General features: G+C 50.9%; 17 protein-coding genes. 7 read left to right on the plus strand and 10 right to left on the minus strand.

Annotated elements, in window-relative coordinates:
• Positions 1-20 precede the first annotated feature (20 nt).
• Both meaB and HNQ57_RS08625 read left to right on the plus strand, forming a co-directional pair.
• On the plus strand, positions 21-992 hold the full coding sequence (meaB, locus tag HNQ57_RS08620) for a methylmalonyl Co-A mutase-associated GTPase MeaB (protein ID WP_184462315.1): 972 nt from the start codon (positions 21-23) through the stop codon (positions 990-992).
• Between the two features lie 31 nt (positions 993-1,023).
• Complete coding sequence (locus HNQ57_RS08625; RefSeq protein ID WP_184462316.1) at positions 1,024-1,470, plus strand: YiiD C-terminal domain-containing protein; 447 nt, start codon at positions 1,024-1,026, stop codon at positions 1,468-1,470.
• A gap of 11 nt (positions 1,471-1,481) precedes the next feature.
• Here the strand turns inward: HNQ57_RS08625 and HNQ57_RS08630 are convergent, their stop codons facing one another.
• Both HNQ57_RS08630 and HNQ57_RS08635 read right to left on the minus strand, forming a co-directional pair.
• Positions 1,482-3,281, minus strand: coding sequence for a thioredoxin domain-containing protein (locus tag HNQ57_RS08630; protein WP_184462317.1), 1,800 nt, complete (start codon positions 3,279-3,281; stop codon positions 1,482-1,484).
• Between the two features lie 175 nt (positions 3,282-3,456).
• On the minus strand, positions 3,457-4,119 hold the full coding sequence (locus HNQ57_RS08635; protein WP_184462318.1) for a TetR/AcrR family transcriptional regulator: 663 nt from the start codon (positions 4,117-4,119) through the stop codon (positions 3,457-3,459).
• 197 nt (positions 4,120-4,316) lie between these two features.
• Here HNQ57_RS08635 and HNQ57_RS08640 point away from each other — a divergent pair, with 197 nt between their 5' ends.
• The 3 genes from HNQ57_RS08640 to HNQ57_RS08650 all read left to right on the plus strand — a co-directional run bounded on the left by HNQ57_RS08640 (position 4,317) and on the right by HNQ57_RS08650 (position 9,586).
• Positions 4,317-5,813, plus strand: a complete 1,497-nt coding sequence (locus HNQ57_RS08640; protein WP_184462319.1) for a carboxylesterase/lipase family protein — start codon at positions 4,317-4,319, stop codon at positions 5,811-5,813.
• Positions 5,814-6,013: 200 nt separating this feature from the next.
• Entirely contained in the window at positions 6,014-8,449 is a 2,436-nt protein-coding gene (locus tag HNQ57_RS08645; RefSeq protein ID WP_184462320.1) for a TonB-dependent receptor, read from the plus strand.
• A gap of 87 nt (positions 8,450-8,536) precedes the next feature.
• Positions 8,537-9,586, plus strand: coding sequence for an extracellular catalytic domain type 1 short-chain-length polyhydroxyalkanoate depolymerase (locus HNQ57_RS08650; protein ID WP_184462321.1), 1,050 nt, complete (start codon positions 8,537-8,539; stop codon positions 9,584-9,586).
• 6 nt (positions 9,587-9,592) lie between these two features.
• On the opposite strand, the gene HNQ57_RS08655 is transcribed toward HNQ57_RS08650, so the two are convergent.
• Positions 9,593-10,804, minus strand: coding sequence for a patatin-like phospholipase family protein (locus HNQ57_RS08655; protein ID WP_226968323.1), 1,212 nt, complete (start codon positions 10,802-10,804; stop codon positions 9,593-9,595).
• The gene (gene ppsR, locus HNQ57_RS08660) at positions 10,804-11,622 is read right to left on the minus strand and encodes a posphoenolpyruvate synthetase regulatory kinase/phosphorylase PpsR (RefSeq protein ID WP_184462322.1); all 819 of its coding nucleotides are present in this window, start codon (positions 11,620-11,622) and stop codon (positions 10,804-10,806) included. The genes HNQ57_RS08655 and ppsR overlap by 1 nt, the downstream gene beginning before the upstream one ends.
• A gap of 129 nt (positions 11,623-11,751) precedes the next feature.
• Between ppsR and ppsA the strand changes: the two genes are divergently transcribed.
• A complete protein-coding gene (gene ppsA, locus HNQ57_RS08665) occupies positions 11,752-14,124 on the plus strand; it encodes a phosphoenolpyruvate synthase (protein ID WP_184462323.1) in 2,373 nt (790 codons plus the stop codon).
• A 100-nt stretch (positions 14,125-14,224) separates the two neighbouring features.
• On the opposite strand, the gene HNQ57_RS08670 is transcribed toward ppsA, so the two are convergent.
• From HNQ57_RS08670 to HNQ57_RS08695, 6 genes are all read right to left on the minus strand, one after another.
• Positions 14,225-15,133, minus strand: coding sequence for a DUF808 domain-containing protein (locus HNQ57_RS08670; RefSeq protein WP_184462324.1), 909 nt, complete (start codon positions 15,131-15,133; stop codon positions 14,225-14,227).
• A 201-nt stretch (positions 15,134-15,334) separates the two neighbouring features.
• Complete coding sequence (locus tag HNQ57_RS08675; protein ID WP_184462325.1) at positions 15,335-16,879, minus strand: purple acid phosphatase family protein; 1,545 nt, start codon at positions 16,877-16,879, stop codon at positions 15,335-15,337.
• A 112-nt stretch (positions 16,880-16,991) separates the two neighbouring features.
• Positions 16,992-17,810, minus strand: coding sequence for an SDR family NAD(P)-dependent oxidoreductase (locus HNQ57_RS08680; protein WP_184462326.1), 819 nt, complete (start codon positions 17,808-17,810; stop codon positions 16,992-16,994).
• Positions 17,811-17,881: 71 nt separating this feature from the next.
• Positions 17,882-18,823, minus strand: coding sequence for an alpha/beta fold hydrolase (locus HNQ57_RS08685; RefSeq protein ID WP_184462327.1), 942 nt, complete (start codon positions 18,821-18,823; stop codon positions 17,882-17,884).
• Positions 18,820-19,686, minus strand: a complete 867-nt coding sequence (locus HNQ57_RS08690; RefSeq protein WP_184462328.1) for an SDR family NAD(P)-dependent oxidoreductase — start codon at positions 19,684-19,686, stop codon at positions 18,820-18,822. Before HNQ57_RS08690 ends, HNQ57_RS08685 begins: the two co-directional genes overlap by 4 nt.
• 10 nt (positions 19,687-19,696) lie before the next feature.
• Positions 19,697-21,160: a flavin-containing monooxygenase gene (locus tag HNQ57_RS08695; RefSeq protein ID WP_184462329.1), complete on the minus strand. Its 1,464-nt coding sequence runs from the start codon at positions 21,158-21,160 to the stop codon at positions 19,697-19,699.
• Positions 21,161-21,250: 90 nt separating this feature from the next.
• Here HNQ57_RS08695 and HNQ57_RS08700 point away from each other — a divergent pair, with 90 nt between their 5' ends.
• Positions 21,251-21,919, plus strand: a complete 669-nt coding sequence (locus HNQ57_RS08700; protein ID WP_184462330.1) for a TetR/AcrR family transcriptional regulator — start codon at positions 21,251-21,253, stop codon at positions 21,917-21,919.
• The last annotated feature ends 47 nt before the right edge of the window (positions 21,920-21,966 follow it).

The following is a 21,966-nucleotide window of genomic DNA, read 5'->3' on the forward strand; positions in this document are numbered from 1 at the left end:
CATTCAGCGTAACGCATATTATGGCTATAGACATTGAAGCACTCCAAGCCGGCAATTCCCGCGCGCTGGCCAAGGCCATTACCTTGGTCGAGAGCAAGCGGGTAGAGCACCGCACTGAGGCGCAGTTGCTACTAGAGCAATTGCTGCCTCGTATTGGCAATAGTATCCGTATTGGGATTACCGGCATTCCTGGTGTTGGTAAATCCACATTCATCGAGGCCTTTGGCCTGTATCTTTTGAGTCAGGGTAAGCGGGTTGCAGTATTGGCTGTTGACCCCAGCTCGCCCATTGCCGGCGGTTCCATTTTGGGTGACAAAACCCGTATGGAAATGCTGTCGCGCAGTAAAGACGCGTTTATCAGGCCCTCACCCTCAGAAGGCTCCCTCGGCGGTGTCGCTCAAAAAACCCGCGAAACCATGCTGCTCTGCGAAGCGGCGGGTTATGACGTGATCTTGGTGGAAACCGTTGGGGTAGGGCAGTCGGAATACGAAGTCGCCAGTATGGTCGATTTCTTTATGGTGCTGATGCTGCCCAATGCTGGCGATGAATTGCAGGGCATTAAAAAAGGCATTATTGAATTGGCTGACGCGCTGGTGATTAATAAGGCCGATGGTGAGAGTATTAATCTGGCCCAACAAACCAAGCGCCATTACGAAAACGCGCTTCACTTATTGCGCCACAATACCTTTTGGACGCCGCAAGTGATGAGCTGTTCGGCGATCAAGAACGAAAATATCGAAGCCATTTGGGGTATGATTAGCGGCTTTAAAATAGACGCAACTAAGAATGGCTCGCTGCAAGAAAAACGCTCACGCCAAGCGCGGGAGTGGATGAATAAACTGCTCCACGAAATGCTGGAAATGAAGCTAAAGCAAAACCCAGAAGTACGGGAATTGCTGCCCCAATTAAACGACAAAGTCACCAACGGTGAAACTACGCCGTATCTTGCTGCAACAAGGCTGATCAATCTGCTGTTTCAGGCAGCAAAGTAAACACGGCGTTGTAAAATTAGGTATTTAAGTCATGAACGGTAAGGCCCTAGACGATTTTATTGGCTTGTATTTGCCGACTGCCCAGCATATGCAGCTCAGTGTCAAACACTACGACGGCAAAAGTCTGCAATTACACGCTCCCTTGGGGCCTAGTATTAATGACAAGCTCACCGCCTTTGGCGGCAGTATTTACTGTGTTGCGGTAATGGCTTGCTGGGGCATGACGTATTTACGCTGTGTCGATTACGGCCTAGATCCCGATATTGTGGTAGCTGAGGCGAGTATTGAATACTTAAAGCCGATTCCCGACGATATTGTGGCAGAGTCACTGATCGCCGACGAAAGCGATTGGCAGCGTTTTTTTGCGCACTATGAAGAGCGCGGTCGCGCTAAAATTAATTTGTGTTCAGAAATTAAAGTGAACGGTGAGGTTGCCGTTCGTTTCAAAGGGCTTTACGCTATCGTAGGCGTCAAATGACGCCTAAACCATTATTTTGCTAAGCCCTCTATAAGTAGAATGACTTCCTGAATTTTATCTGCCTGATAAATGGGCGTAGAGCAGCGCTTGTCATTGCACACAAAGGCTGCCGACGTAGGTAGCACAGGATATTCTACATCGTGATGGATTAATTCACCCTCACTGCGATCCCACCATTCAATTCTTCGGTAGCTTTGGTAGCTCTTAAGTGCGGCGCGAAATAGCTCAGCAGCCGATGCATCTGATTTGGATCCAACCACCACCAAATGTAAGGGGTCGCGATTAAGTTCAGCGTCAGCCAATAAAATACCGGCTTCGGTAAACCGCGTTGCGATCACAGCGCTACTGCTAATATAGGCCATTGCCTTGTCTGCTAAGGTTTTGTCTGCTGCCCGTCCGCTGTAGTGAAACAGGGTATTTATCGCGCGACTGGCGCGAATGTTTTCTTCTAGGTCGATATAAGGCGCCAGCGGATCGAGCGCGTCGACACTGGCGGCAGGCAAACCAACTAAATCAGCAGCGCTAATCTGTTCTCGAATAATATCGGCACTGGCGATAGCCTGATTAAGCCATTGCCGATCTGCCGTAATTTCATACAGATCAGTAAATGCCGTGAGTGCGTTAATATTGTCGGCCAAAAATAACTTGCGGTCATTGCGGCTATTGTCGTCGCTACTGCCGTGATTAAAACCGCCGCCACTGCGCTGCCGGTTGGCAAGCAACCACTGCCCAATTGCGACGGCCTGATCTTTAACAGCGTCTTGTCCGGTTGCACTGTAAAGCCTCGATAGTGCTGAGATTAAACTGGCGTTCTCGCTGGTGTAGCGCTGTTTATCAATCCGCGGAATACCCCTGGCTAGACGCTGCTTATTGTTGAGTTCGAAATAGCTCGCGCTTTTCTGGCCTTGCACAAGATCCGCATCTTGACTGGTGTAATAGCCACCCTCAGGTGATTTCAAAAAGCGGTCGAGGTAGGCAAGCGTGTGCTCAGCTGCGTTTTTATAGGCTTTATCTTGCGTGGCGGCATAGGCTTGAGCATAGAGCCTGATATGCCGAGTTTGCGTGCGCATGATTTTTTCAAAATGGGGGTGATCCCAGTCGCCGTGCGTTGAGTATTGATAAAAGCCGTGCCACTCGGGGTCTTCTAACTGTAACGCCGCTGTTAAGGTTTTGTTGGCGCGGGCCAGTTCACTTTTGTCGCCACTCATTCCCTGCAATAACGCGTATTCAACAGAATCTGGGTCGATAAACTTCATGGCAATGGCGAGGCTGCCGTATTTTGGATCGTAGCTGTTTTGATGCATGGCGATCAGTTTTGCTTTATCCACGGCTGTAAGCGTGCTGCGTATATTGCTCACCGTGATAGGGCTAGCCGCAGTTTCTGGGCTTGGGTCGCGAACGATTGCCGCGAGCAGTGCTGTCATTGATTGCGGCGGAATATAGCCAGCACGTTTTACAATCTCTGCGCCTGCGCTATTGTAAAAAATAGTCGCCGGCCAGCCCCACGCGCGGTAGCGTGCCGCGATTTCTGGGTGGGCGTCATGATCCACTTTAATGGCAATGAAATCTTTGGCAATGGCGGCGGCAACCGTGGCGTCGCCGTAGGTTGTTTGGTCCATTACGTGGCACCAATGACACCACACGGCTTCGACATTTAATATGATATGTTTGCCGGTTTTTTTAGCTTCACTAAAGACCTCTGGGCTCCAGTCCTGCCAAGCAATCGTCGCATTTTCTGCTGAGAATAGGGGGCGGATTACGCCTGAGCATAACAGTAAGAAAAGACCAAGCTGCTTCAGTGAATATGGCATGTAAAGCTCCGTGTTAATGAGCTTTGTACGAGTTGTGATGGGTGACAGATTTTACTGCGGAGGGATAAGCGCTAATAGGCAGTTGATACTTGAAAAAAAGACTCTAATTCTAGGCTTTGGCTTACTTGCGGTGATTTCAATTCTAGTGGTGTGGCCGTTCGTGGCTAGCCACTGTTTATATCGCAGTCCGCGAATCAGCACTAAGCCCGACAATACGCCGCGCATATTCCGCGTAAATTTCGGCGATTTCCTCCCGGCTTTTGCCATACTCAGGCGAGTACCAATTCGCAACCCTTACGCCCATACCAGCAATGGCCGTCACGGCCAGGGTTTGGTCGATTGGATCGAAGAGCTGCTTTTCTACGCCGCTGCTGACAATTTCTTCGAATAATTGGATGGTGCGATTACGCGCCTCAAAGGCTTGTGCGCCTAATTGCGGCGACAGCGCATGCAGCTCGTTATTGGCGACCACTGCCAGCATGGGGTAGTCGGCGTGCATCATTACGTGGGCGCGTACGATATTACTGAGTTGCTCACGGGGATCGGGCTGGCTAGAAAGTAAGGCGCGACGCAGCTGGGTTTCATGTTCCTTATGGGCGATCTCGATGACCTTGGCAAGAATGTGCTCTTTAGACGGGAAATGGGAATAAAGGGTTGCGGAGTTAATTCCCGCCTCGCTCGCAATATCTCTGATAGACGTGCCAACAAAGCCTTTTTCAGCGAATAGCAGCACAGCGCCGAGTAATATTTGCTGGCGAGTACCATTGCCTTCAGCCGATTTAGGAAATTTTACGGTGGCGCTAACCAAGCGGCGATTGACGGTGAGTTTGCTAACCATGACAGAGAACCCGTAATAAATGGCGATTGAAGACACTGGCCATCATAGCGAATTAATTGACAAAGCTTAAGTGCAAATTTAGGATTGCACAACCAATCAGTTGATTGGTGTGGATTGAGGCTGCTCGGATTGAATCGCGATGGCTGGCGTAAAATCTGCGCTTTGGGAAAAAGTTAATCACAAATTCGGGGTGCCTAATGCAAGCGGTTATCGCAACACAAAGTGGTTTAGTGCAAGGCTACGTGAACGACGGCGTTCTTGCTGTAAAAGGCATCCCCTTTGCAAAGCCGCTGCATGGCGCAAAGCGGTGGCTGGCGCCGGAGGCTGCAGCGCCATGGAAGGCCTGCTTAAATTGCGAAACTGCGGGGCCAATAGCACTGCAAAATTTTGAGAAATATCGGCCTAAACTGTTTGCAAATAGCGCTTATTTAAAAGCGATTGGGCCGCTGGCGAGTCTATCCGAAGGAGCGGCGTGCTTAAACCTAGCGGTATGGACGCCAGCGCCGAAGTCAAATGCAAAACTCGCGGTGATGGTCTACATCCATGGCGGTGCTTACGATTCTGGGAGCGCTTATTTGCCCCTTTACGACGGCCAAAGTTTAGCCAAGCGCGGGGTAGTCGTGGTTAACATCCAATATCGGCTAGGTGCTGAGGGGTTTATGCATTTCGACGGCATGGTTGATGGTCAACCCAGTATCGATAATCGTGGTTTTTTAGACATGATTCTTGGTCTGCAGTGGGTTCGTGACAATATCGAGGCCTTTGGTGGCGATAGCGAAAACGTCACGATTTTCGGTGAATCCGCCGGCGCGTGTGCGGTTTACGCCTTAGCGGCAAGCCCGATGGCCAAAGGTTTGTTTAAGCGCGTGATCGCCATGAGTGGTATTCCTGAGGCGGGCGCAGAGATCACTGCGCAACACAGTTTGAGCAAGGCGTGTTTGGTTAAACTTGGATTGAGCTTGACTGATCTGGCGACTCTGAGCATTGATCAACACCGCGCTCTCACAGCGCTATATACCAAGCCATTTGGCCTGGTTGGTGGTGATCTGAGTGTATTTAAAAGCAACCCTCTGCGCGCCAAGGGTTACGCCAGTGGCGGTGATTTTATGCCGAAACCGGTGCTTGAAATATTTGCAGAGGGCACGCCAAATAATGTTGATATGATGTTGGGAACCACCAGCAATGACGGCGGCTTATTCACTCGGGCGGCGCCACTGCCATCTTCGCTAGCCAGTCGCATTATGGTAAAACTCTTCCCTGAACTGCACAGCGCAGCTGGGCCAAAAGCAATGTTTGCTGAATATCGCAAGGCGATGAAAGGGGCCACGGGTCTCGCCATCAGAGAGCGCATGCTGACCGAGATGGTTTTTCGGCAGCCGACGTTAGCTGCAGCCATTGCCCATGCTAAAGCCCACAGCGGGCGAACATGGCTGTATCAATTCGACGTAGCCAGTGACATTCCCGGTGTTGGGGCGATTCACGGTGCTGATTGTCCTATGGTGTTTGATAATGTCGCACTGGCAAATGGCTTGTTTAACAATAGTCCGAAAAACCACCAAACTGCAGATTTTGTGTGCGCAGCCTTTGTTAATTTCGCTAAAACAGGCAATCCTAATCATGGCAAGTTGGCCGAGTGGAAACCCTTTGACAAGGAGCGCAGGCCTGAGATGGTATTTCGGCACCTAAGCGCTTAACTCGATAATCTTAGTACAAGGAAATGTTCCCCAATAGTTTTGCCGGTTGACAAGCGAGCGGACTCTAAATATATTTACAACCAATCGATTGATTGGATTCGGCTATATAGCTAATTTAACGAAATCAGGAAGTCAGCGGCACGACGTTATTCGGTGCCGACTGATGCCCTTTAATAATAATGAGAGTTGGGAAGGCCACAATGAAATCAAACTATTGGTTTTTTGTTCCGGGCGTCACAGCAAAACAGTTATACATTCTCGTACTAGCGTTAATGTCGCTGTGCATTAATACTTTGGTTTTTGCGGCAGAATTGACTGGTGGCGACCCGTCTAAAATTCAAGGCAATAAACGCAGCAGAACTATCGAAGAAGTAATTGTGACCGCTCAAAAGCGTGATCAAGCGGTGCAGGATGTGCCTATTTCACTGTCGGTGATGACCTCAGATTTTATTGTCGAGCAGGGCATTAGCGATCTAGCGTCGGCGCTGCTCTTTGTGCCTAACGTTAAAATTACCGCTGCAGGCTTTTTTGCCGCGCCGAATTCTCGGGGCTTCACCTTTAACAATAATAATAAGGCTTTTGAGCCGCCCTTGGGCTTAGCCATAGACGGCATTCCCTATACCCGTATTCCCTACTTTTTGGCGGCGACCTTTGATTTACAGCGCATTGAGGTTTTGCGGGGGCCGCAGGGTACCACCTTCGGCAAAAACACCACTGCCGGCCTAATACATATGATCACCAACGACCCGAGCGAGGAATTGACGGCGCAATTTAGCCACCAACAGGGCGAACTCGACCGGCAGCGAACCGAGCTTGCGGTCGGTGGCCCGCTGTTTGAGGGTGTTCTCGATTTTCGTTTGGCGGGTTTCGTCGACGAGCGCGAAGGGTATGTTCGCAATACTACGGCCCGCCTTGTAGACAGCGCGCAAGACCGCTTCCTTGGGTATTCGCGGGACGGTTTTCGCGCCAAGCTGGCTTTTAAGGATTTAGGACAATCTCATTTAAAACTAACGTATGAAGAGGTGAATCTAGACGATTTTGGGACAGGTTTGGAGCTTATTCGCGCTAGCGCAGAAGTGCGGGATTTTTTACGCGCATTTGATCCTGGTACCGATTTTGAACAGGGAAATTTAACGGCATCCATGGACTACCCGGATGGCCGACAGGTCAATATAAAAACCTATCTCGCGCAATGGGATCTGGATATGGGCGAGTGGAGCGCCACGGCCTTGGCAGGGCATTCGCGGCTTGAACAATTTCTGGAAGCTGATCTCGATTTTTCACCCGCGCCCGCATCGTTTACCCAGGGTGGCGATTCTTCGCCAAGCGATACGCTTGAACTCAAATTGGTTTCCCCCACGATGGCGGGGCTGTTTGGCATTGATCAATTGTGGGGTGCGGATCTCGGTAATAGCGATTTTGTGGCTGGCGTTTTCTACCAAAAGCGTATTATTGGCGACAGTTATTTTCGATTTGTTTATGACTTACCCGTGTTTTTGGGTTTAACCGCAGCCGCCGCGGGTAGCCAGGAAGGTTTGTCCATTCCAGGGGTATTTGAACTTTTCCCAGCGCAATCTGCGGGCGTACTGCTTGAAGACGTAACTCAAACTTTTGAACAGCGCGCTGAATCTCTGTCGGCGTTTGGCGAATTTAAGTGGCATTTTCGTGAAGATTGGACTTTGCAAGCGGGCTTGCGATACGGCCAAGAAGACAAAGATGCGCAGTGGAAACAGTATTATAGCCAGCCTCAACCAGCCGTTGTATTACCCCAAGCGGGCTTGGAAGAGTTTGAAGCAGAGCGCGCCATGCAGGAAAGCCAGTTCCAATATAAGGTCTCAATAAACTGGCGCCCGAGCGATGATATTAGTTTGTTCTTTCATAAAGCCGAGGCAGTCAAAGGCGGGGGATTTAACGCCTTCTCATTTCGTGATGTCGACGACGAGCTCGTCTTTGGCCCGGAATACACCACCGAATACAGCCTGAACGCTAAAACCTTCTGGTTTGATAATACTTTGGCTTTAAATGTAGCCTTGTACCGTATGGACGTTGACGATTTTCAGGTGCTTATTCGCGATGCAGATCGCGCCAATATTGGTATCGGCATTGCGCGAGTGACCAATGCGGCAAAAGCGCGGGCACAAGGTGTTGAAGGGGATTTCCAATGGCGTGCGCTCACGTGGCTTACCCTTGTTGGTACCCTGGGTTATAACGAAACCGAGTACCTGAATTTTAAAAATAATGAATGCCCCGCAGATCGCGCCGAACCTGGCGGTTGTGATGCAAGCGGCAAATCCTTCCCCTTTACGCCCAAGTGGAATAATACACTGACAGGCTTGTTTAATATTCCGTTAATGGACAGCGGCTTTGAAATGACCGCGAGCTTTACCATTGAACAGTATTCCGAGCAGTTCCTCGATATCGATCTAGATGATCGCAAAGTCCAAGAGGGCTTCATTCGCTATAAGGCGAGCTGGGGCCTGAGCCATCCTGAGCAAGGCTGGAGCATTAAAATTGTCGGCGAGAATCTGAGCGATGAGCGAACCGGCGTGCGACAGGGCGATTTGTTTGAAGGCATTTTCGTTGAACTACCAGAGCAGCCTCGGCTGATTTATGGTCAATTTACCTGGCGCTATTGAGTGACTGCCGCAGCCTAGCAATACAGTAATTTACAGTCAATTTTAGCTGTAAATGCCCTCCCAAGATGCCATTTTGTGGGGCTATGAATGCATAAAAAACACACATTAATTAGTTATTTCGTGCTCAGTTTTTTCTGGGGTTTAGCCGCCTGTGGGGGCTCGCAACACAGCCCCGTTAGTGGCGTAAAGCTAGGCAGTTTTACCCGCCATGAATATCGCAGCGATGTCGGCGCCCGCAGTTATAAAATTTATACCCCGTCGCAATATCGCAGTGACAGCGACTGGCCGCTATTGCTTGATTTACACGGCTGCGGTTCTAATGCCGATGAAGAGGCGCGCTGGTCGCGCTTCAACGAGTTGGCAGAGCTGGCGGGCCTAATTGTGGTCTACCCGGAGCAAACTGCTGAGGCAAATGGCAGCAAATGTTGGAATTGGTTTCTGCCGGAACATCAAGGCCGAGATGTGGGGGAACCCGCCATTATTGCGGGCATTACCGAACAAGTACGCGCATCAATGAGTATTGACGCCCGCCGGGTGTTTGTTAGCGGTATCTCTGCGGGTGGCGCCATGGCGAATATTCTGGCCGTTAATTTCCCGGACGTGTACGCCAGCGCAATGATTTACGCTGGCTGTGAATTTAAAGGTACAACGTGTACCGGGGCGGTGGCGCTGTTACCGGCAGAGGTATCAGGTGAATTGGCATATCAGGCAATGGGCAGTGCCGCGCGGGTAGTACCGGTGCTGGTGATTCAAGGTGATCGCGATCTTCAAGTGCCATACCCCAATGCTGGGTTGATTGTGCAGCAATTTTTGAGCAGTAACGATTGGGCTGACGACGGCAACAATAATAACAGTATTGCTCGAGAGCCTACGCAGAGTGAATCGGGGAGCAAGGTAGGGGGGCACAGTTTTGATATTGAATATTATAAGGATGCTAATGGCTGTCTTTTAGCAGAGTATTGGCTAATACACGGCATGGGCCACGCTTGGTCAAATGCGGCGTCTGATGGCTCGCCACGGGATATCTTATTAACCGATGCACTCGGGCCAGACGTGTCCTCGGAAACCTTACGATTTTTACTTAATCATCCACGCCCTGAAGTAGGTGTGAGCTGTTATCAGATCACACCTCGGTAAGCTTCATCACTTAGGTGCAGGGGCTTTGGTTTCCGGGCGGTAGAGGAAATCTGTCAGTTCCTGTCGCTGCGCCATGCCATCACGGTAGCCGAGATCAATCAACTTACCGCAATACTCCGGTGTGAACAGTAAATAACTTGAGATACTGACACCACCACCGCCACTGCTACCAGAACCACTCAAAAACATTCTTAGGCTGCGTGGCAGTTCTTTCACATGTTCATCGGCGATCCGGTCTATATCCTCACTGGGGCTGACGACCATACAGTCTATTGGCAGTAGCTCCTTGCCCATCAGACTCAGGTCGTCTACAGGTATGAGTCTGATAAGTTCATTAATTCGTTCTAGGCGCTCGATATCGGTCTCAATGCTGTCAATGAATGCGCTGTTAAGTAGGTGGCCAATTATTTGCCCAAAGCCCGGTGATTGAATCGTTTTCGGTAACTTGGGATATTGGCGTTTGTGGCCGTTAGCGGGAATAACCAATACGCGGTTGGCCCCGAGGTGGATGACGGGGCTAATTGGCGTCAATTGGCGCAGGGCGCCATCACCGTAAAAGTAACGACCAATTTTAGCCGGCGGGAAAATGGTCGGAATTGCCGTAGACGCCATTAGGTGTTGAAGCTGAATTGGGGTTGCCACGCCCTGGCGGCGCCAGCGCTGCCAGCCCGCATACTGAGGGCCGCCTTGAAAAAAGGTCTCTGAGACGCCTTCTGTGTAATTCATGGCGGTGAGACAGAACGCCTCTAAATCGCGGTTGAGAATATTACGGCTAATGTTCTCGAAGCGAATGTGTTCACTCAATAATTTACGTAGCGGACTATTGTCGAGCAGCGCTACCGGCTTTACGACAGCCTTGGTCGGATTAAATAGTGAATGGGCAAGGCGCAGGGCATTGCGCAACACGCCAAATAGGTCGGCGCGATAAATTTTATCCGTCGACAACTCGCGCCACAGTAGTTCCAGCTGTTTGATGGTGCCGGTAAAGTGGTGGGCGCCGGCGGCAAGGGACGTCGCGTTAATCCCCCCTGCAGAGGTTCCCGCAATAATGGGGAAAGGATTGCCGGGGCGTTTGCCGTGAATCTCTGCCAGCGCTTTTAGTACGCCAACTTGATAAGCGGCGCGCGCACCGCCGCCGGGCAAGACCATCGCGGTGTTGGCGCGGCAAGGAAGTTCTACACGATCGTCTTGCGCATTGTCTTGAGTTGGGGTGGTCACTATCGTTTATGCCCCCGTAAGCCGGTATCCAGTAAAACGCGGGTTGCAATTTCTTCCACCGACGCGTGAGTTATGTCCAGATAGGGAATACCAAAACGGATAAACATGGCCTCGGTCTGGCGCAGTTCGTCTTCACATTGTCGCAGGGAGGCATAGCGGCTATTGGGGCGGCGCTCACTACGAATAGCCGATAAGCGTTCAGCTTCAATGGTCAAACCAAAGAGTCGGTTGCGGTGTTCCAGCAAAGGCTTTGGTAAACGGTCGTTTTCCATGTCTTCTTCGGTAATGGGGTAATTCGCTACAAATACGCCTGATTGCATAGCAAGATACAGACAGGTGGGGGTTTTGCCACTGCGAGAAACACCTATAAGAATGACTTCAGCCTGATCGTAGCGATTTAAGCGAGCACCGTCGTCATTGTCTAGGGCGTAATTGACGGCGTCGATTCGTAGTTTGTACTCGGCGTCGCGAACGGCGTTCTGGACGCGACCCACGGTGCGGGAGGGTGCTTCGCCTAGGGCAATTTCCAACTGACTAACAAAGGTGCCAAGTACATCTATAATAAATCCTTGGCTAGTGGCGATAACCGCCCGAATTTTCTCGTCAACCAAGGTATCTATAACAATGGGTTGATTGCCAGTTTCTGCCGCTGCGCGGTTAATTTTTTCTACCGCCGAGTGGGCTTTGGCAAGGGTATCCACGTAGGGAATAACGATATGGTCAAATTTTTGGTTCTCAAATTGGGAGAGAATACTGCTCCCCAAGGTCTCTGCTGTGATTCCGGTACTGTCTGATATAAATATGGCCGCGCGAGTCATGTAGTTTTTTTACCTAAGGCTCAGTGTTTTTCGACGGGAATTTCCAAGTTACATCACTTAGTATAGTCCCTGCTTAGTTTATGCACTCTTTTAACCGCGTCGCGGTCTTGTAATACGGGAGATAATAACGTGTCTGAATACGTAATCTGGTTCAACGATCTAGGAATGAACGATGTTGACCGCGTTGGCGGTAAAAATGCATCCCTAGGCGAAATGATCAGCCAGTTGTCACAGGCCGGTGTTTCGGTTCCCGGTGGCTTTGCTACGACCGCTGATGCGTTTCGCGACTTTCTTCAGCAAAGCGGCTTAAACGACCGCATTATCGCCGAGTTAAAAGACCTCGACATCGACGATGTCAAACGTCTTGCCGTGGTCGGTAAAAACATTCGCCAGTGGATTGTTGAAACACCTTTCCCACAGGCGCTTAATACTGCCGTGGTTGAGGCCTATGAGCAACTGGTAGATGGCAATCAGTCTATGTCTTTCGCGGTGCGCTCATCGGCAACGGCGGAAGATTTACCAGATGCGTCCTTCGCTGGTCAGCAGGAAACCTTCCTGAATATTCGCGGCCTGGACAATATTATGATCGCGATCAAGGAAGTGTTTGCCTCTTTGTACAACGACCGGGCCATTGCCTACCGAGTTCACCAAGGCTTTGAACACGCCGATGTCGCTTTGTCGGCGGGCATTCAGCGCATGGTGCGTTCTGAGACGGGCGCCGCTGGCGTGATGTTCTCGATGGATACCGAATCTGGCTTTGACGGCGTGGTGTTTATCACTGCCTCCTACGGTTTGGGTGAAACCGTTGTGCAGGGCGCGGTTAACCCTGACGAGTTCTATGTTCACAAAGCGACCCTAGCGAAAGATCGCCCAGCAGTACTGCGCCGTAACCTCGGCAGCAAAATGATTAAAATGGTTTATGGCAGCGATGCTAGTGCGGGGCGCTCGGTCGATACCGTGGACGTCAGCGAAGGCGAGCGCAACCAGTTTTGTATTAATGACGAAGAAGTGCTGGGCTTGGCTAAACAGGCCATGATCATTGAACAGCACTACGGTCGTCCCATGGACATTGAATGGGCGAAAGACGGCGACGACGGCAAACTCTACATAGTTCAAGCTCGCCCTGAAACCGTTAAGAGCCGTGAGTCTACGACCCTAATGGAGCGCTACCTGCTTAAAGAAAAGGGCGCAGTACTGTGCGAAGGCCGCTCAATTGGTCAACGTATTGGCGCCGGTCCGGTGCGGATCATTAATAACATCAGCGAAATGGATCAGGTTCAGCAGGGCGACGTGCTGGTCACCGACATGACTGACCCCGACTGGGAACCGGTCATGAAGCGCGCCTCAGCCATTGTTACCAACCGTGGCGGGCGCACCTGCCACGCCGCGATTATTGCCCGAGAAATGGGTATTCCTGCGGTTGTGGGCTGTGGCGATGCTACTGAGCTTCTGCCTGACGGCAAAGCTGTGACGGTATCTTGCGCCGAAGGCGATACCGGTATGGTTTACGAAGGTATTCTTGATTTTGACATCAATCGCAATAAGCTCGACACCATGCCTGAGCTGCCATTTAAAGTGATGATGAACGTCGGTAACCCCGACCGCGCGTTTGACTTCCAAGGCTACCCCAATGCCGGTGTTGGTTTGGCGCGTTTGGAATTCATTATCAACCGTATGATTGGTGTGCACCCCAAGGCGCTAATTAATTTCGATGATATACCTCGTGACGTGCAAACCGCCATTAAGCGTCGTATTGCTGGCTACGAAAGCCCAACCGAGTTCTATGTAGAAAAACTGGTGGAAGGTATCTCTACTATCGCCAGTGCCTTCTACCCCAAGCGCGTCATTGTGCGGATGTCCGATTTTAAATCCAATGAATACGCTCACTTGATCGGCGGCAGCTTGTACGAGCCCTCGGAAGAAAACCCCATGTTGGGTTTCCGTGGCGCCTCACGTTACATTTCAGACTCCTTCCGGGAATGTTTTGAAATGGAATGCCGGGCCTTGAAAAAAGTCCGCAACGACATGGATCTCACCAATGTCGAGATCATGGTGCCTTTCGTCCGCACGGTGGGTGAAGCTAAGCAAGTCATCGAACTGCTTGAAGCCAATGGCCTTAAACGTGGTGAAAACGGCTTAAAAGTCGTTATGATGTGCGAGCTTCCCGCCAACGCCTTGCTGGCTGAGCAATTCCTTGAGTACTTCGACGGCTTTTCAATTGGCTCCAATGATTTAACCCAGCTCACGCTTGGCTTGGATCGTGATTCAGGCCTCATCGCGCACTTATTCGACGAGCGTAACGACGCGGTAAAAGCCCTGCTTAAAATGGCGATAGACGCCTGTAAAAAACACGGTAAATACATTGGTATTTGTGGCCAAGGCCCGTCGGATCACCCGGACTTTGCCCAGTGGCTAATGGAGCAGGGCATTGATAGCGTTTCTCTGAACCCCGATTCGGTATTGGATACCTGGTTATTCTTGTCAGAGAAGCTTAAAGCCTAAACAAAGGCGTTGTTCTCTCATGTTAAGGGCCGCAAATGCGGCCCTTTTTTTGCTTTAAAAATGGATGTGCTTGGCTGAATCTCGTTTTAAACCAGTTAATTTATTCTGGGTGATGGCGGTGAAAATGTGAAACCAAGGCCACAACAACAGCCCCTGCAGCGATACCAATAAGGCCGTTGAACAGGTTTTGGACAATGCCGTTCGCAAAACTATTGCTAAAAATATGTAAGTGACCCAGCGTGAATTCGAGCTTGGCATAGTGATCAAAGCCGTGGCTTAGAATGCCGCCACCGACTAGGAACATCGCTAAGGTGCCAACTACGGTTAAGGTTTTCATTAATGCTGGTGCAAACCACAGCAAGAAATTGCCGGCCGTTGTGGCCAAGTTACTTTTTGCCTTAAGTAACAGCAGGCCAAGGTCATCAATTTTAACAATCAACGCAACCAAGCCGTAAACGCCAATGGTAATGCCAATGGCGACTACGGCTAATACCATAGCTTGCTTGGCAAAGGCTTCTTCCTGCACGGTACTCAAAGCGATTACGATGATTTCAAGACTCAAAATAAAATCGGTTTGAATTGCGCCTTTGACGCGTTTTTTTTCTAATTCTAGTAAGTCGGCATTGCTATTGTGTAAAAGCGCACGGCTTTGCGAGTGATCTTTAACACCGCGATGAGTAATGCTGTGCCAAACCTTCTCAGCACCCTCAAAGCACAAATAGACACCACCTATCATCAATACCGGGGTAATCAACCAAGGCATGAACATACTGGCTAATAATACGACGGGGACAATAATAATTTTATTAAGTAGTGAGCCTTTCGCAACCGCCCACACCACGGGCAACTCGCGTTCTGCGCGAACATTACCCACTTGTTCGGCGTTTACCGCTAAATCGTCGCCCAAGACACCCGCTGTTTTCTTAACGGCGATTTTCGACATGCTTGCGATGTCGTCTAATAAAGTCGCAATATCGTCAAAAAGGGCTAAAAGTGAGCCTGCTGCCATGAGGGAAATACCTGTCGCTAATTAAACTTTAATCTCTCCGTTGAGCATACTACATCTAGAAGGCTGAAAATTGCGGAAACGCGCAAAACAAGCTTCGCTGTTTTACCCTGCGATTAGGCGTGCGCGGCATGGGTAAATGCTCGCGCTAAGAAAATCATCTGTCTAATGGATAGGGTGCTGGCAGTTAAATCTGATCAGTTGCTAGCCACAATGCAGCAAAGCACGGCGGTTGCGGTCCCGGGTGTGGGCAGCAATGGCCTCAAAATTATGCATTAGGATCTCGGGGCCTCGCGCAGGCATTGCGCATTGGCTGCAGGCCAGTATTGATTTTGCATTGATTTCTACGCTGTCGAGGACATCGAAATTACCTTGGCTGTATTCGCGGCCCACATCGGACATATCAAGTGGCGGTGCGCCAATATAGTCTATTTTGATTTTTCCTTTACTCACTTTGTAGTGCGCAAAGCCAATGCCGACAAAGGTGCTCTCCGACCAAATTTGCGGACCGTCATCATCAAATAACCGTATGGATGCGCCGCCAGTGCCGACCATCATTTGTACATAGCCCAAGGGATTGGGAAGGCCCAAAAACATGGGTGCTGAGCGCTGATACACGTGGTCATGACCAACAATGACAATGTCGACGCCGTAGCGCATAAATATATTTTCTTCTAAGGCCACCAAGCTAAAATTCGCGGGGCTGCGATCAAGCTGGTCTGTCCAAATGGTGAAGTGCTGCATCACAATGATGAAATCTATTTCGCCGCGCAGACGCCGTAGTGCGGCACTGGCAAGGTCAGCTTCTATATTCAATAACTCTTCTGGTAGGGTGCCGTCGCCGATCAGGGCGCCAGCGGTAGTTACTAAAAAGTGCACGCGATTGAAATCAAAGGAGTAGAAGGTACTGCCTGGATCGCTAGGCCCAAACGACGACGTTAATGGTTTAGGCGGGTGAGTAAAGCGATTTTTAAAGGTGTCGCCACCAAAGTCCTTTTGTTCGTGATTACCCGGCGCGGCCATGGTAATTCGGCGTGCCAGCAGTGGCTGCATTTGTTCAAACCACAGATCCCAAACTGGCTGATCGCCATTGGCATAGGACAAGTCACCCGCCAACATGAGTAAATCAGCGGGGGTACGCATAACTTCAGCGGTGACTAACTGGGCCAGTTCGCCGGTGCCGTGGTCGCCGAAATGAATAAAGCTCCATTCGTCGCGGGGGCTTGGCATTACAATATACACTGCCGACCAGCCGCCTTCGTCGGAGCCAACCCGGTAGCGCAGTGGTCGGTCGGGGTCTATGCCCTCTGCACTGGCGCGATGGGTGTAGCTTTCGATGCCGGTGGTTTGTGATGTGCTGGCCTCAACGCTAAATTCAAAGGCGTCGTCTTGAATGGCGAACTCGTCTAGACCTAGCTCAAATGAGGAATATTCTAAGTAGGACACTGGCGCGTCTTCACCATCGGTAAACCAGGTGACGGTTCTAGAGGTATGGCTGTCGCCAATCAAACTTGCGTGTAGGCCGCGGGGCATCATCGGGCCAGTTACTTCGGTGTCAGGTATGGGTTCTGGCTCGGGACTTGGTGTAGGTATTGGTTCTGGCGGTTTGATACTGCTGTCAGCGCGTCGGCTGCTACCGCTATTGCACGCGGTTAACGCTACGCCGGCAAGACTTCCTGTCACGAAGCGGCGACGCGTTAGGGGTCGCAATGGAAATTGATGGGATTTTGGGTCGCGAGGTAATGACATAACAGACTCCGGAAATTATGCTCGCAGAGTCTAATGATGCGCTGTGAAGAAATGATGACATTGATAAAATAGCCCGAAGAATGGCCTTATAGCATTTGAGCTAGGCTATCGCTTAGCGGGCGGCAATCCCGCGGATCCGCATCATCAATTTTACAATATAGACCGAGGCAGTGGGCAGCATTCTTGCGAGTATGTCTTGGGCACGACCATCACTGATAAATATTCGGCCGACATTTTTTTGCACACCGCGCAGAATAATGTTGGCGGCGTCGGCGGGCTGGGTTCCGCGCTGTAAGTCTTCGTGAAATTGTTGGGTGCCACTATTGTGATGGTCAGCGTTGAGGGTGATGTTGGTTGCGACGGCGCCGGGGTGCACGGTGTGCACCGTCACATTGCGGATGCCGCGTATGTGGTGCTCTGCACGTAGGCTGTCGGTGAAACCGCGAACTGCAAATTTAGTGGTGCAGTAGGGCACAAGATAGGGTAGCGCAAGGATTCCCTGAGAGCTTGAGAGATTAACAATCGCCGCCTCTGGTCGCTTTAGCAGGTGGGGGTAACAGCGCTGGGTGGTGTGAATGACACCCCAATAATTGATGTTGGTGATTTTCTCAAAGTCTTGCTCGCTCGCTTCGCCAAAGCTGAGATCACCAAGGGCAATGCCGGCATTATTAATTAACAGGTCGATGCAGGAAAAGCGGGCGAGTACATTGTCAATGAACTGGGAGATAGCCTGTTTGTCGGCCATATCCACCATTTCGCTGTAGTAGTTGGCGCCAAGTTCTGCCAATTTTGTTGCTGTGGTATCGAGTTTTGCAATATCACAAAAGGCGATTTTGGCGCCTTGTCGCGCAAGCGCCATCACAAGGTGATGGCCAATCCCGTTGCCACCACCGCCAGTGACGATGGCGACTTTGCCCTTAAAGGTTTTCATACCTGAGCCCATATCCTCACTCTTATTTTCGCTGGCTTAATGTGTCAGCGCTGAGTTTGCGTATTCTCGGCTCAGGGATGCTTGGCAAGAAATGTTAGAACATCTTCTGCACTCTGGCTGGGCGCTTCTAGCATCGGCATGTGGCCAAGGTTCGAGTAGGTGATGAGTTCGGCATTGGCTATGCCGCTCTGCCATACCGCAGCTGAGCTGATATGCAGCAGGCGGTCACGCTCGCCCCACAATATCAGTACGGGAACGTGAATTTCAGATAGCCGCGCATCCAGAAAGTCGCTGTTATGGAAGTCTTGGAAGATGCGGGTGAGTGACTCGCGGCGAACAATATAGTCGTCTGCCATATAGTCTAAGATCATTTTCGGTAAGTACGGGGGCTGGGCCATGGTCATGGCGTAGAATTCGATAAATTCATCGCGATTGTGAATTTCAAAAGGATTGCGACCCGACGCGAGCATTTTGGCCATGTCGCTTTCTTGAGGGGCAACAACGCCAGCGGCATCAATTAATACGGCGCTTTGCACGCGCTCGGCGTGGTGTAGTGCTAATTGCGCGGCGATAAAACCACCCATTGAGTTGCCAATAATATGGGCGCGTTTAATATTAAGTGCGTCCATTGCTTCTACGACACGCCGAGCCTGACTCACGGTGTCGTATTGTAGGGCGGGATCAAAGGCGGTTTCGCCGTGGCCAGGCAAATCTAGAATTAAAACCCGGTAACTGTCGGTGAAGTGGCTGGCAAAGCGCATCCACACGGTTTTCTCGGAGCTATAGCCGTGAATCATGACCACGGTTTCTTTGGCTTCTTGCGGGCCACCTTGCCAACTCATCATGCGACTGTCACTGATGTTGACCTCGGCGCGATGAAGGCCGTAAATTTTGGTTTCAATGCTACTGGCTAAGTGCAGCACTTCGCCGCCAACGCGTGGGTAAGTGACACTGGCCCAAATCGCAAGGCTGGCCGTGACTGCGAGTGCGGCAAATAAAATGGACTTCTTCATCCTGCATTCCTTTCTTTAATCGATGTGGAAATAGTGTTTTTGGGGGAGGGTGTTAGCGGGTAGTCACTGCGGTCGATGACGTCACGCATGTCTCGCCATATGAGTTTGTTTAATAAGCGCAGGGGCGCGAAGTTTGATCCGAGCCGGGTTTTAAACGAATCTCTGCCGTAGACGATTTTTGGTGTGCCTTTGCGAATGCCGCGAATGACATACCGCGCAATTGCCTCGGGTGGCGTAGATAGGTATTTTTTTGAAAACGCTTGGTGCTGAGGCACGTTGGCAATATTGGTGGCAATGCCGCCGGGGTGCACAAGGTGTACGCTGATGGGACTGTCGTGTAGCTCAACCATAAGTGCCTGGGTGAATCCGCGCACCGCGAACTTGGCGGCGCTATAGTCGCAATGATTGGGTGGACCGATCAGACCAAAGATACTGGATACATTGACCACGGCGCCTTCACCATTTTCAATTAACTGCGGTAAAAACACTTGGGTGCCGTGTACGACGCCGTAGAAGTTAATACCCATAACCCGCTCAATGGCCGAGAGCGGTGTCGCCCATACCGGCTTGCCTGCGCCAGACACCCCCGCATTATTAATAATGACATGGGCGTTACCAAGCGCGGCTTTTACGTTGGCGGCGAAGTCCTCCATCGCGGCGCGGTCGGCGACGTTGAAGACGGCACTATAAATCTCTACTTGGCTTTGTTTGTGCACTAAGTCAATGGTGTCGGTAAGGCCTTTGCTATCGTAGTCGTTAAGGGCGAGGCGTGCGCCGAGCTTGGCAAACTCCAGTGCATAGGCTCGGCCCATGCCTGAGCCCGCGCCGGTAATAACAATGAGCTTATTATTAAAGTCTTTCATCTTATCTGCCTTAGCTGAACTGGTGGTGTTTTGATTTAAAGCGGCTGGCTAAGCGGCGAAAGGTGAAGCTAAAGCCGGGGAACATGGCGACAATGTGGCCGCTTTTGCTTTGATACCAGCTGGTACAGCCGCCGGACTTCCACACGGTTTTTTCCATTTCGGAATGCACCATTTGGGTATATTCATCTTCGGCGTGCGCGCGCACTTCTATGGCTTGCTTGCCAGATTGCTCGAGACGGCGAATGCTGTCGGTAATGTATTTAATTTGCGACTCAATCACGAAAATTGCCGAGGTATGGCCGATGCCGGTGTTGGGGCCGGTGACCACAAATAAGTTGGGGAAGCCTGGTATCGTCGTGCCTAGATAAGCGCGGGGATATTCTGCCCAGAAGCTTGAAAGGTGCTTTTGGTCTTTGCCAATGACTGGGTAGGAGATCAGGCCGTCGGTGGCATCGTAGCCGGTAGACCAAACAATAAGGTCGACATCTACTTGCTGGCCTTTTGTGGTGAGTATACCGCTTTCGGTGATTGCGCTAATGCCGTCGTGCTGGTCGTGTACGCTGACATTGCTGCGCGACAGAGCAGGGTACAAGGTGCTCGATAGTATGACGCGCTTACAGCCAATGGTGAAACTCGGCGTAAGTTTTTTGCGTAGCGCTGGATCGGGTACCTGATTTTTAAGCAGCTTTAACGCCACCCGGCCAGCGAGTAAGTTTAACAAGGTCTTTGAATACTTAAAGCCGAGCACGCGGGTCTCAAGCCCCCAGTAAATCGACCAGCGTAGCGCTTTGTAAAGGGGTTTAAAACCAAGGAGCTTGCGCTGTAACGGGGAGAATTTGCGGTCGGCGCGGGGTAGCACCCAGTGCGGGCTGCGCTGGAAAACATGTAGTTTATCAACCTCGCTGGCAATAGCCGGAATGACTTGGGCCGCGCTGGCGCCACTGCCGATAATTGCCACGCGTTTGCCGGTGTAATCGTAGCTGTGATCCCAGCTATTGGTGTGGAAGCTTTTACCCTTAAACGTGTCCCTGCCAGGGAATTGAGGAATAATCGGAGTACTCAGCGGGCCTGAGGCGTTAATTAGAATTTGGGCTTCGAAGCTGCCAGCAGAGTCGGTTTCTATTAACCAGTGTTTAGTTGCGTCATTCCAAACCACTTGTTTTACATTGGCATTAAGCGTGGTCTTGTCGCGCAGCCCGTGTTTGTCTATTACCGCATTGGTGTAGCGCTGCAGTTCATCTTGTTCGGCAAACATCTGCGACCAAGAGTAGGGCTCTGACGAGATTGAATACAGTGGCGACTGTACATCTACCGCTGCGCCGGGGTAGCTGTTTTGACACCAGGTACCACCCATATAGTCGCGGCGCTCAAGAATACGGATGTCGGTGACACCCTGTTCCTGCAAGCGGATAGCCGCGCATTGGCCACCAAAGCCGCTGCCAATGATGACTACCCGATAGCGCTGAGTTTGCATGCCTGAATCCTCTCCTTGAGGGCTAGTATTTTTATCTGATGACAGTTGACGTCACTTTACTTCTGATGGCGCTTGTCGTCAAATACTGTCATGGAAAATACACGACAAATTGGTGTCCAGAATAAGCAATCTGGGCGAATCTATGGCGGCGAAAGTGCTGAGGAGCGGCTTGCGCGTCAGCGCCGTCAATTTTTGGACGCGGGCTTGGAGCTCTTCGGTACTGTTGGTTACCGCGCTACCACCGTGCGAATGCTGTGTAAACAAGCGGGCTTAACGGACCGCTATTTTTATAAAACCTTTACTGACACTGAAGACCTGCTGGCGGCGGTGTATACCGAGTCGCTAGACCAGATTCAAACCGAGGTCATCACTGCAATTAATGCCTCAGCGAATGAACAACTCGCGAATGGCGCGATAGACGCCGGCCTTGAGGCATTTTTTACCGCCTTTGAAAATGCGCGCGTTGCACGGGTTTGCTGGTTGGAAGTGCTCGGCGTTAGCCCCCGTATCGATGAGCTGTATACCAAGCGAATTGAGCAGTTTGCTGATTTGTTGCTCGACCTCGGTAAGTCCATGTTGCCGGATTGGCGATTGCCAGAAGAGGAGACGCGCATCACTGGTCTCGCGCTGATTGGCGCCATTAGTCAGTCGGCATTGCATTGGCTGTTGGAAGATTACCGCTCATCTCGCTCTACCTTGATTAGTGCGAATGGTCGTTTAATTCGGGGGTTGATTAATACCCTGCCGCAGGGTGTTTAAGCGCCTGCCACTGCCTGTTAAAAAGGCCGGTTTTTTCGTGTTTAAAC

This window comes from Zhongshania antarctica (assembly GCF_014202945.1).
Taxonomy (GTDB): domain Bacteria; phylum Pseudomonadota; class Gammaproteobacteria; order Pseudomonadales; family Spongiibacteraceae; genus Spongiibacter; species Spongiibacter antarcticus.

Coding starts and splice junctions, on each gene's coding strand:
- meaB (WP_184462315.1), top strand. CDS start 21: ATGGCTATAGACATTGAAGCACTCCAAGCCGGCAATTCCCGCGCGCTG.
- HNQ57_RS08625 (WP_184462316.1), top strand. CDS start 1,024: ATGAACGGTAAGGCCCTAGACGATTTTATTGGCTTGTATTTGCCGACT.
- HNQ57_RS08630 (WP_184462317.1), bottom strand. CDS start 3,281: ATGCCATATTCACTGAAGCAGCTTGGTCTTTTCTTACTGTTATGCTCA.
- HNQ57_RS08635 (WP_184462318.1), bottom strand. CDS start 4,119: ATGGTTAGCAAACTCACCGTCAATCGCCGCTTGGTTAGCGCCACCGTA.
- HNQ57_RS08640 (WP_184462319.1), top strand. CDS start 4,317: ATGCAAGCGGTTATCGCAACACAAAGTGGTTTAGTGCAAGGCTACGTG.
- HNQ57_RS08645 (WP_184462320.1), top strand. CDS start 6,014: ATGAAATCAAACTATTGGTTTTTTGTTCCGGGCGTCACAGCAAAACAG.
- HNQ57_RS08650 (WP_184462321.1), top strand. CDS start 8,537: ATGCATAAAAAACACACATTAATTAGTTATTTCGTGCTCAGTTTTTTC.
- ppsR (WP_184462322.1), bottom strand. CDS start 11,622: ATGACTCGCGCGGCCATATTTATATCAGACAGTACCGGAATCACAGCA.
- HNQ57_RS08670 (WP_184462324.1), bottom strand. CDS start 15,133: ATGGCAGCAGGCTCACTTTTAGCCCTTTTTGACGATATTGCGACTTTA.
- HNQ57_RS08675 (WP_184462325.1), bottom strand. CDS start 16,879: ATGTCATTACCTCGCGACCCAAAATCCCATCAATTTCCATTGCGACCC.
- HNQ57_RS08680 (WP_184462326.1), bottom strand. CDS start 17,810: ATGAAAACCTTTAAGGGCAAAGTCGCCATCGTCACTGGCGGTGGTGGC.
- HNQ57_RS08685 (WP_184462327.1), bottom strand. CDS start 18,823: ATGAAGAAGTCCATTTTATTTGCCGCACTCGCAGTCACGGCCAGCCTT.
- HNQ57_RS08690 (WP_184462328.1), bottom strand. CDS start 19,686: ATGAAAGACTTTAATAATAAGCTCATTGTTATTACCGGCGCGGGCTCA.
- HNQ57_RS08695 (WP_184462329.1), bottom strand. CDS start 21,160: ATGCAAACTCAGCGCTATCGGGTAGTCATCATTGGCAGCGGCTTTGGT.
- HNQ57_RS08700 (WP_184462330.1), top strand. CDS start 21,251: ATGGAAAATACACGACAAATTGGTGTCCAGAATAAGCAATCTGGGCGA.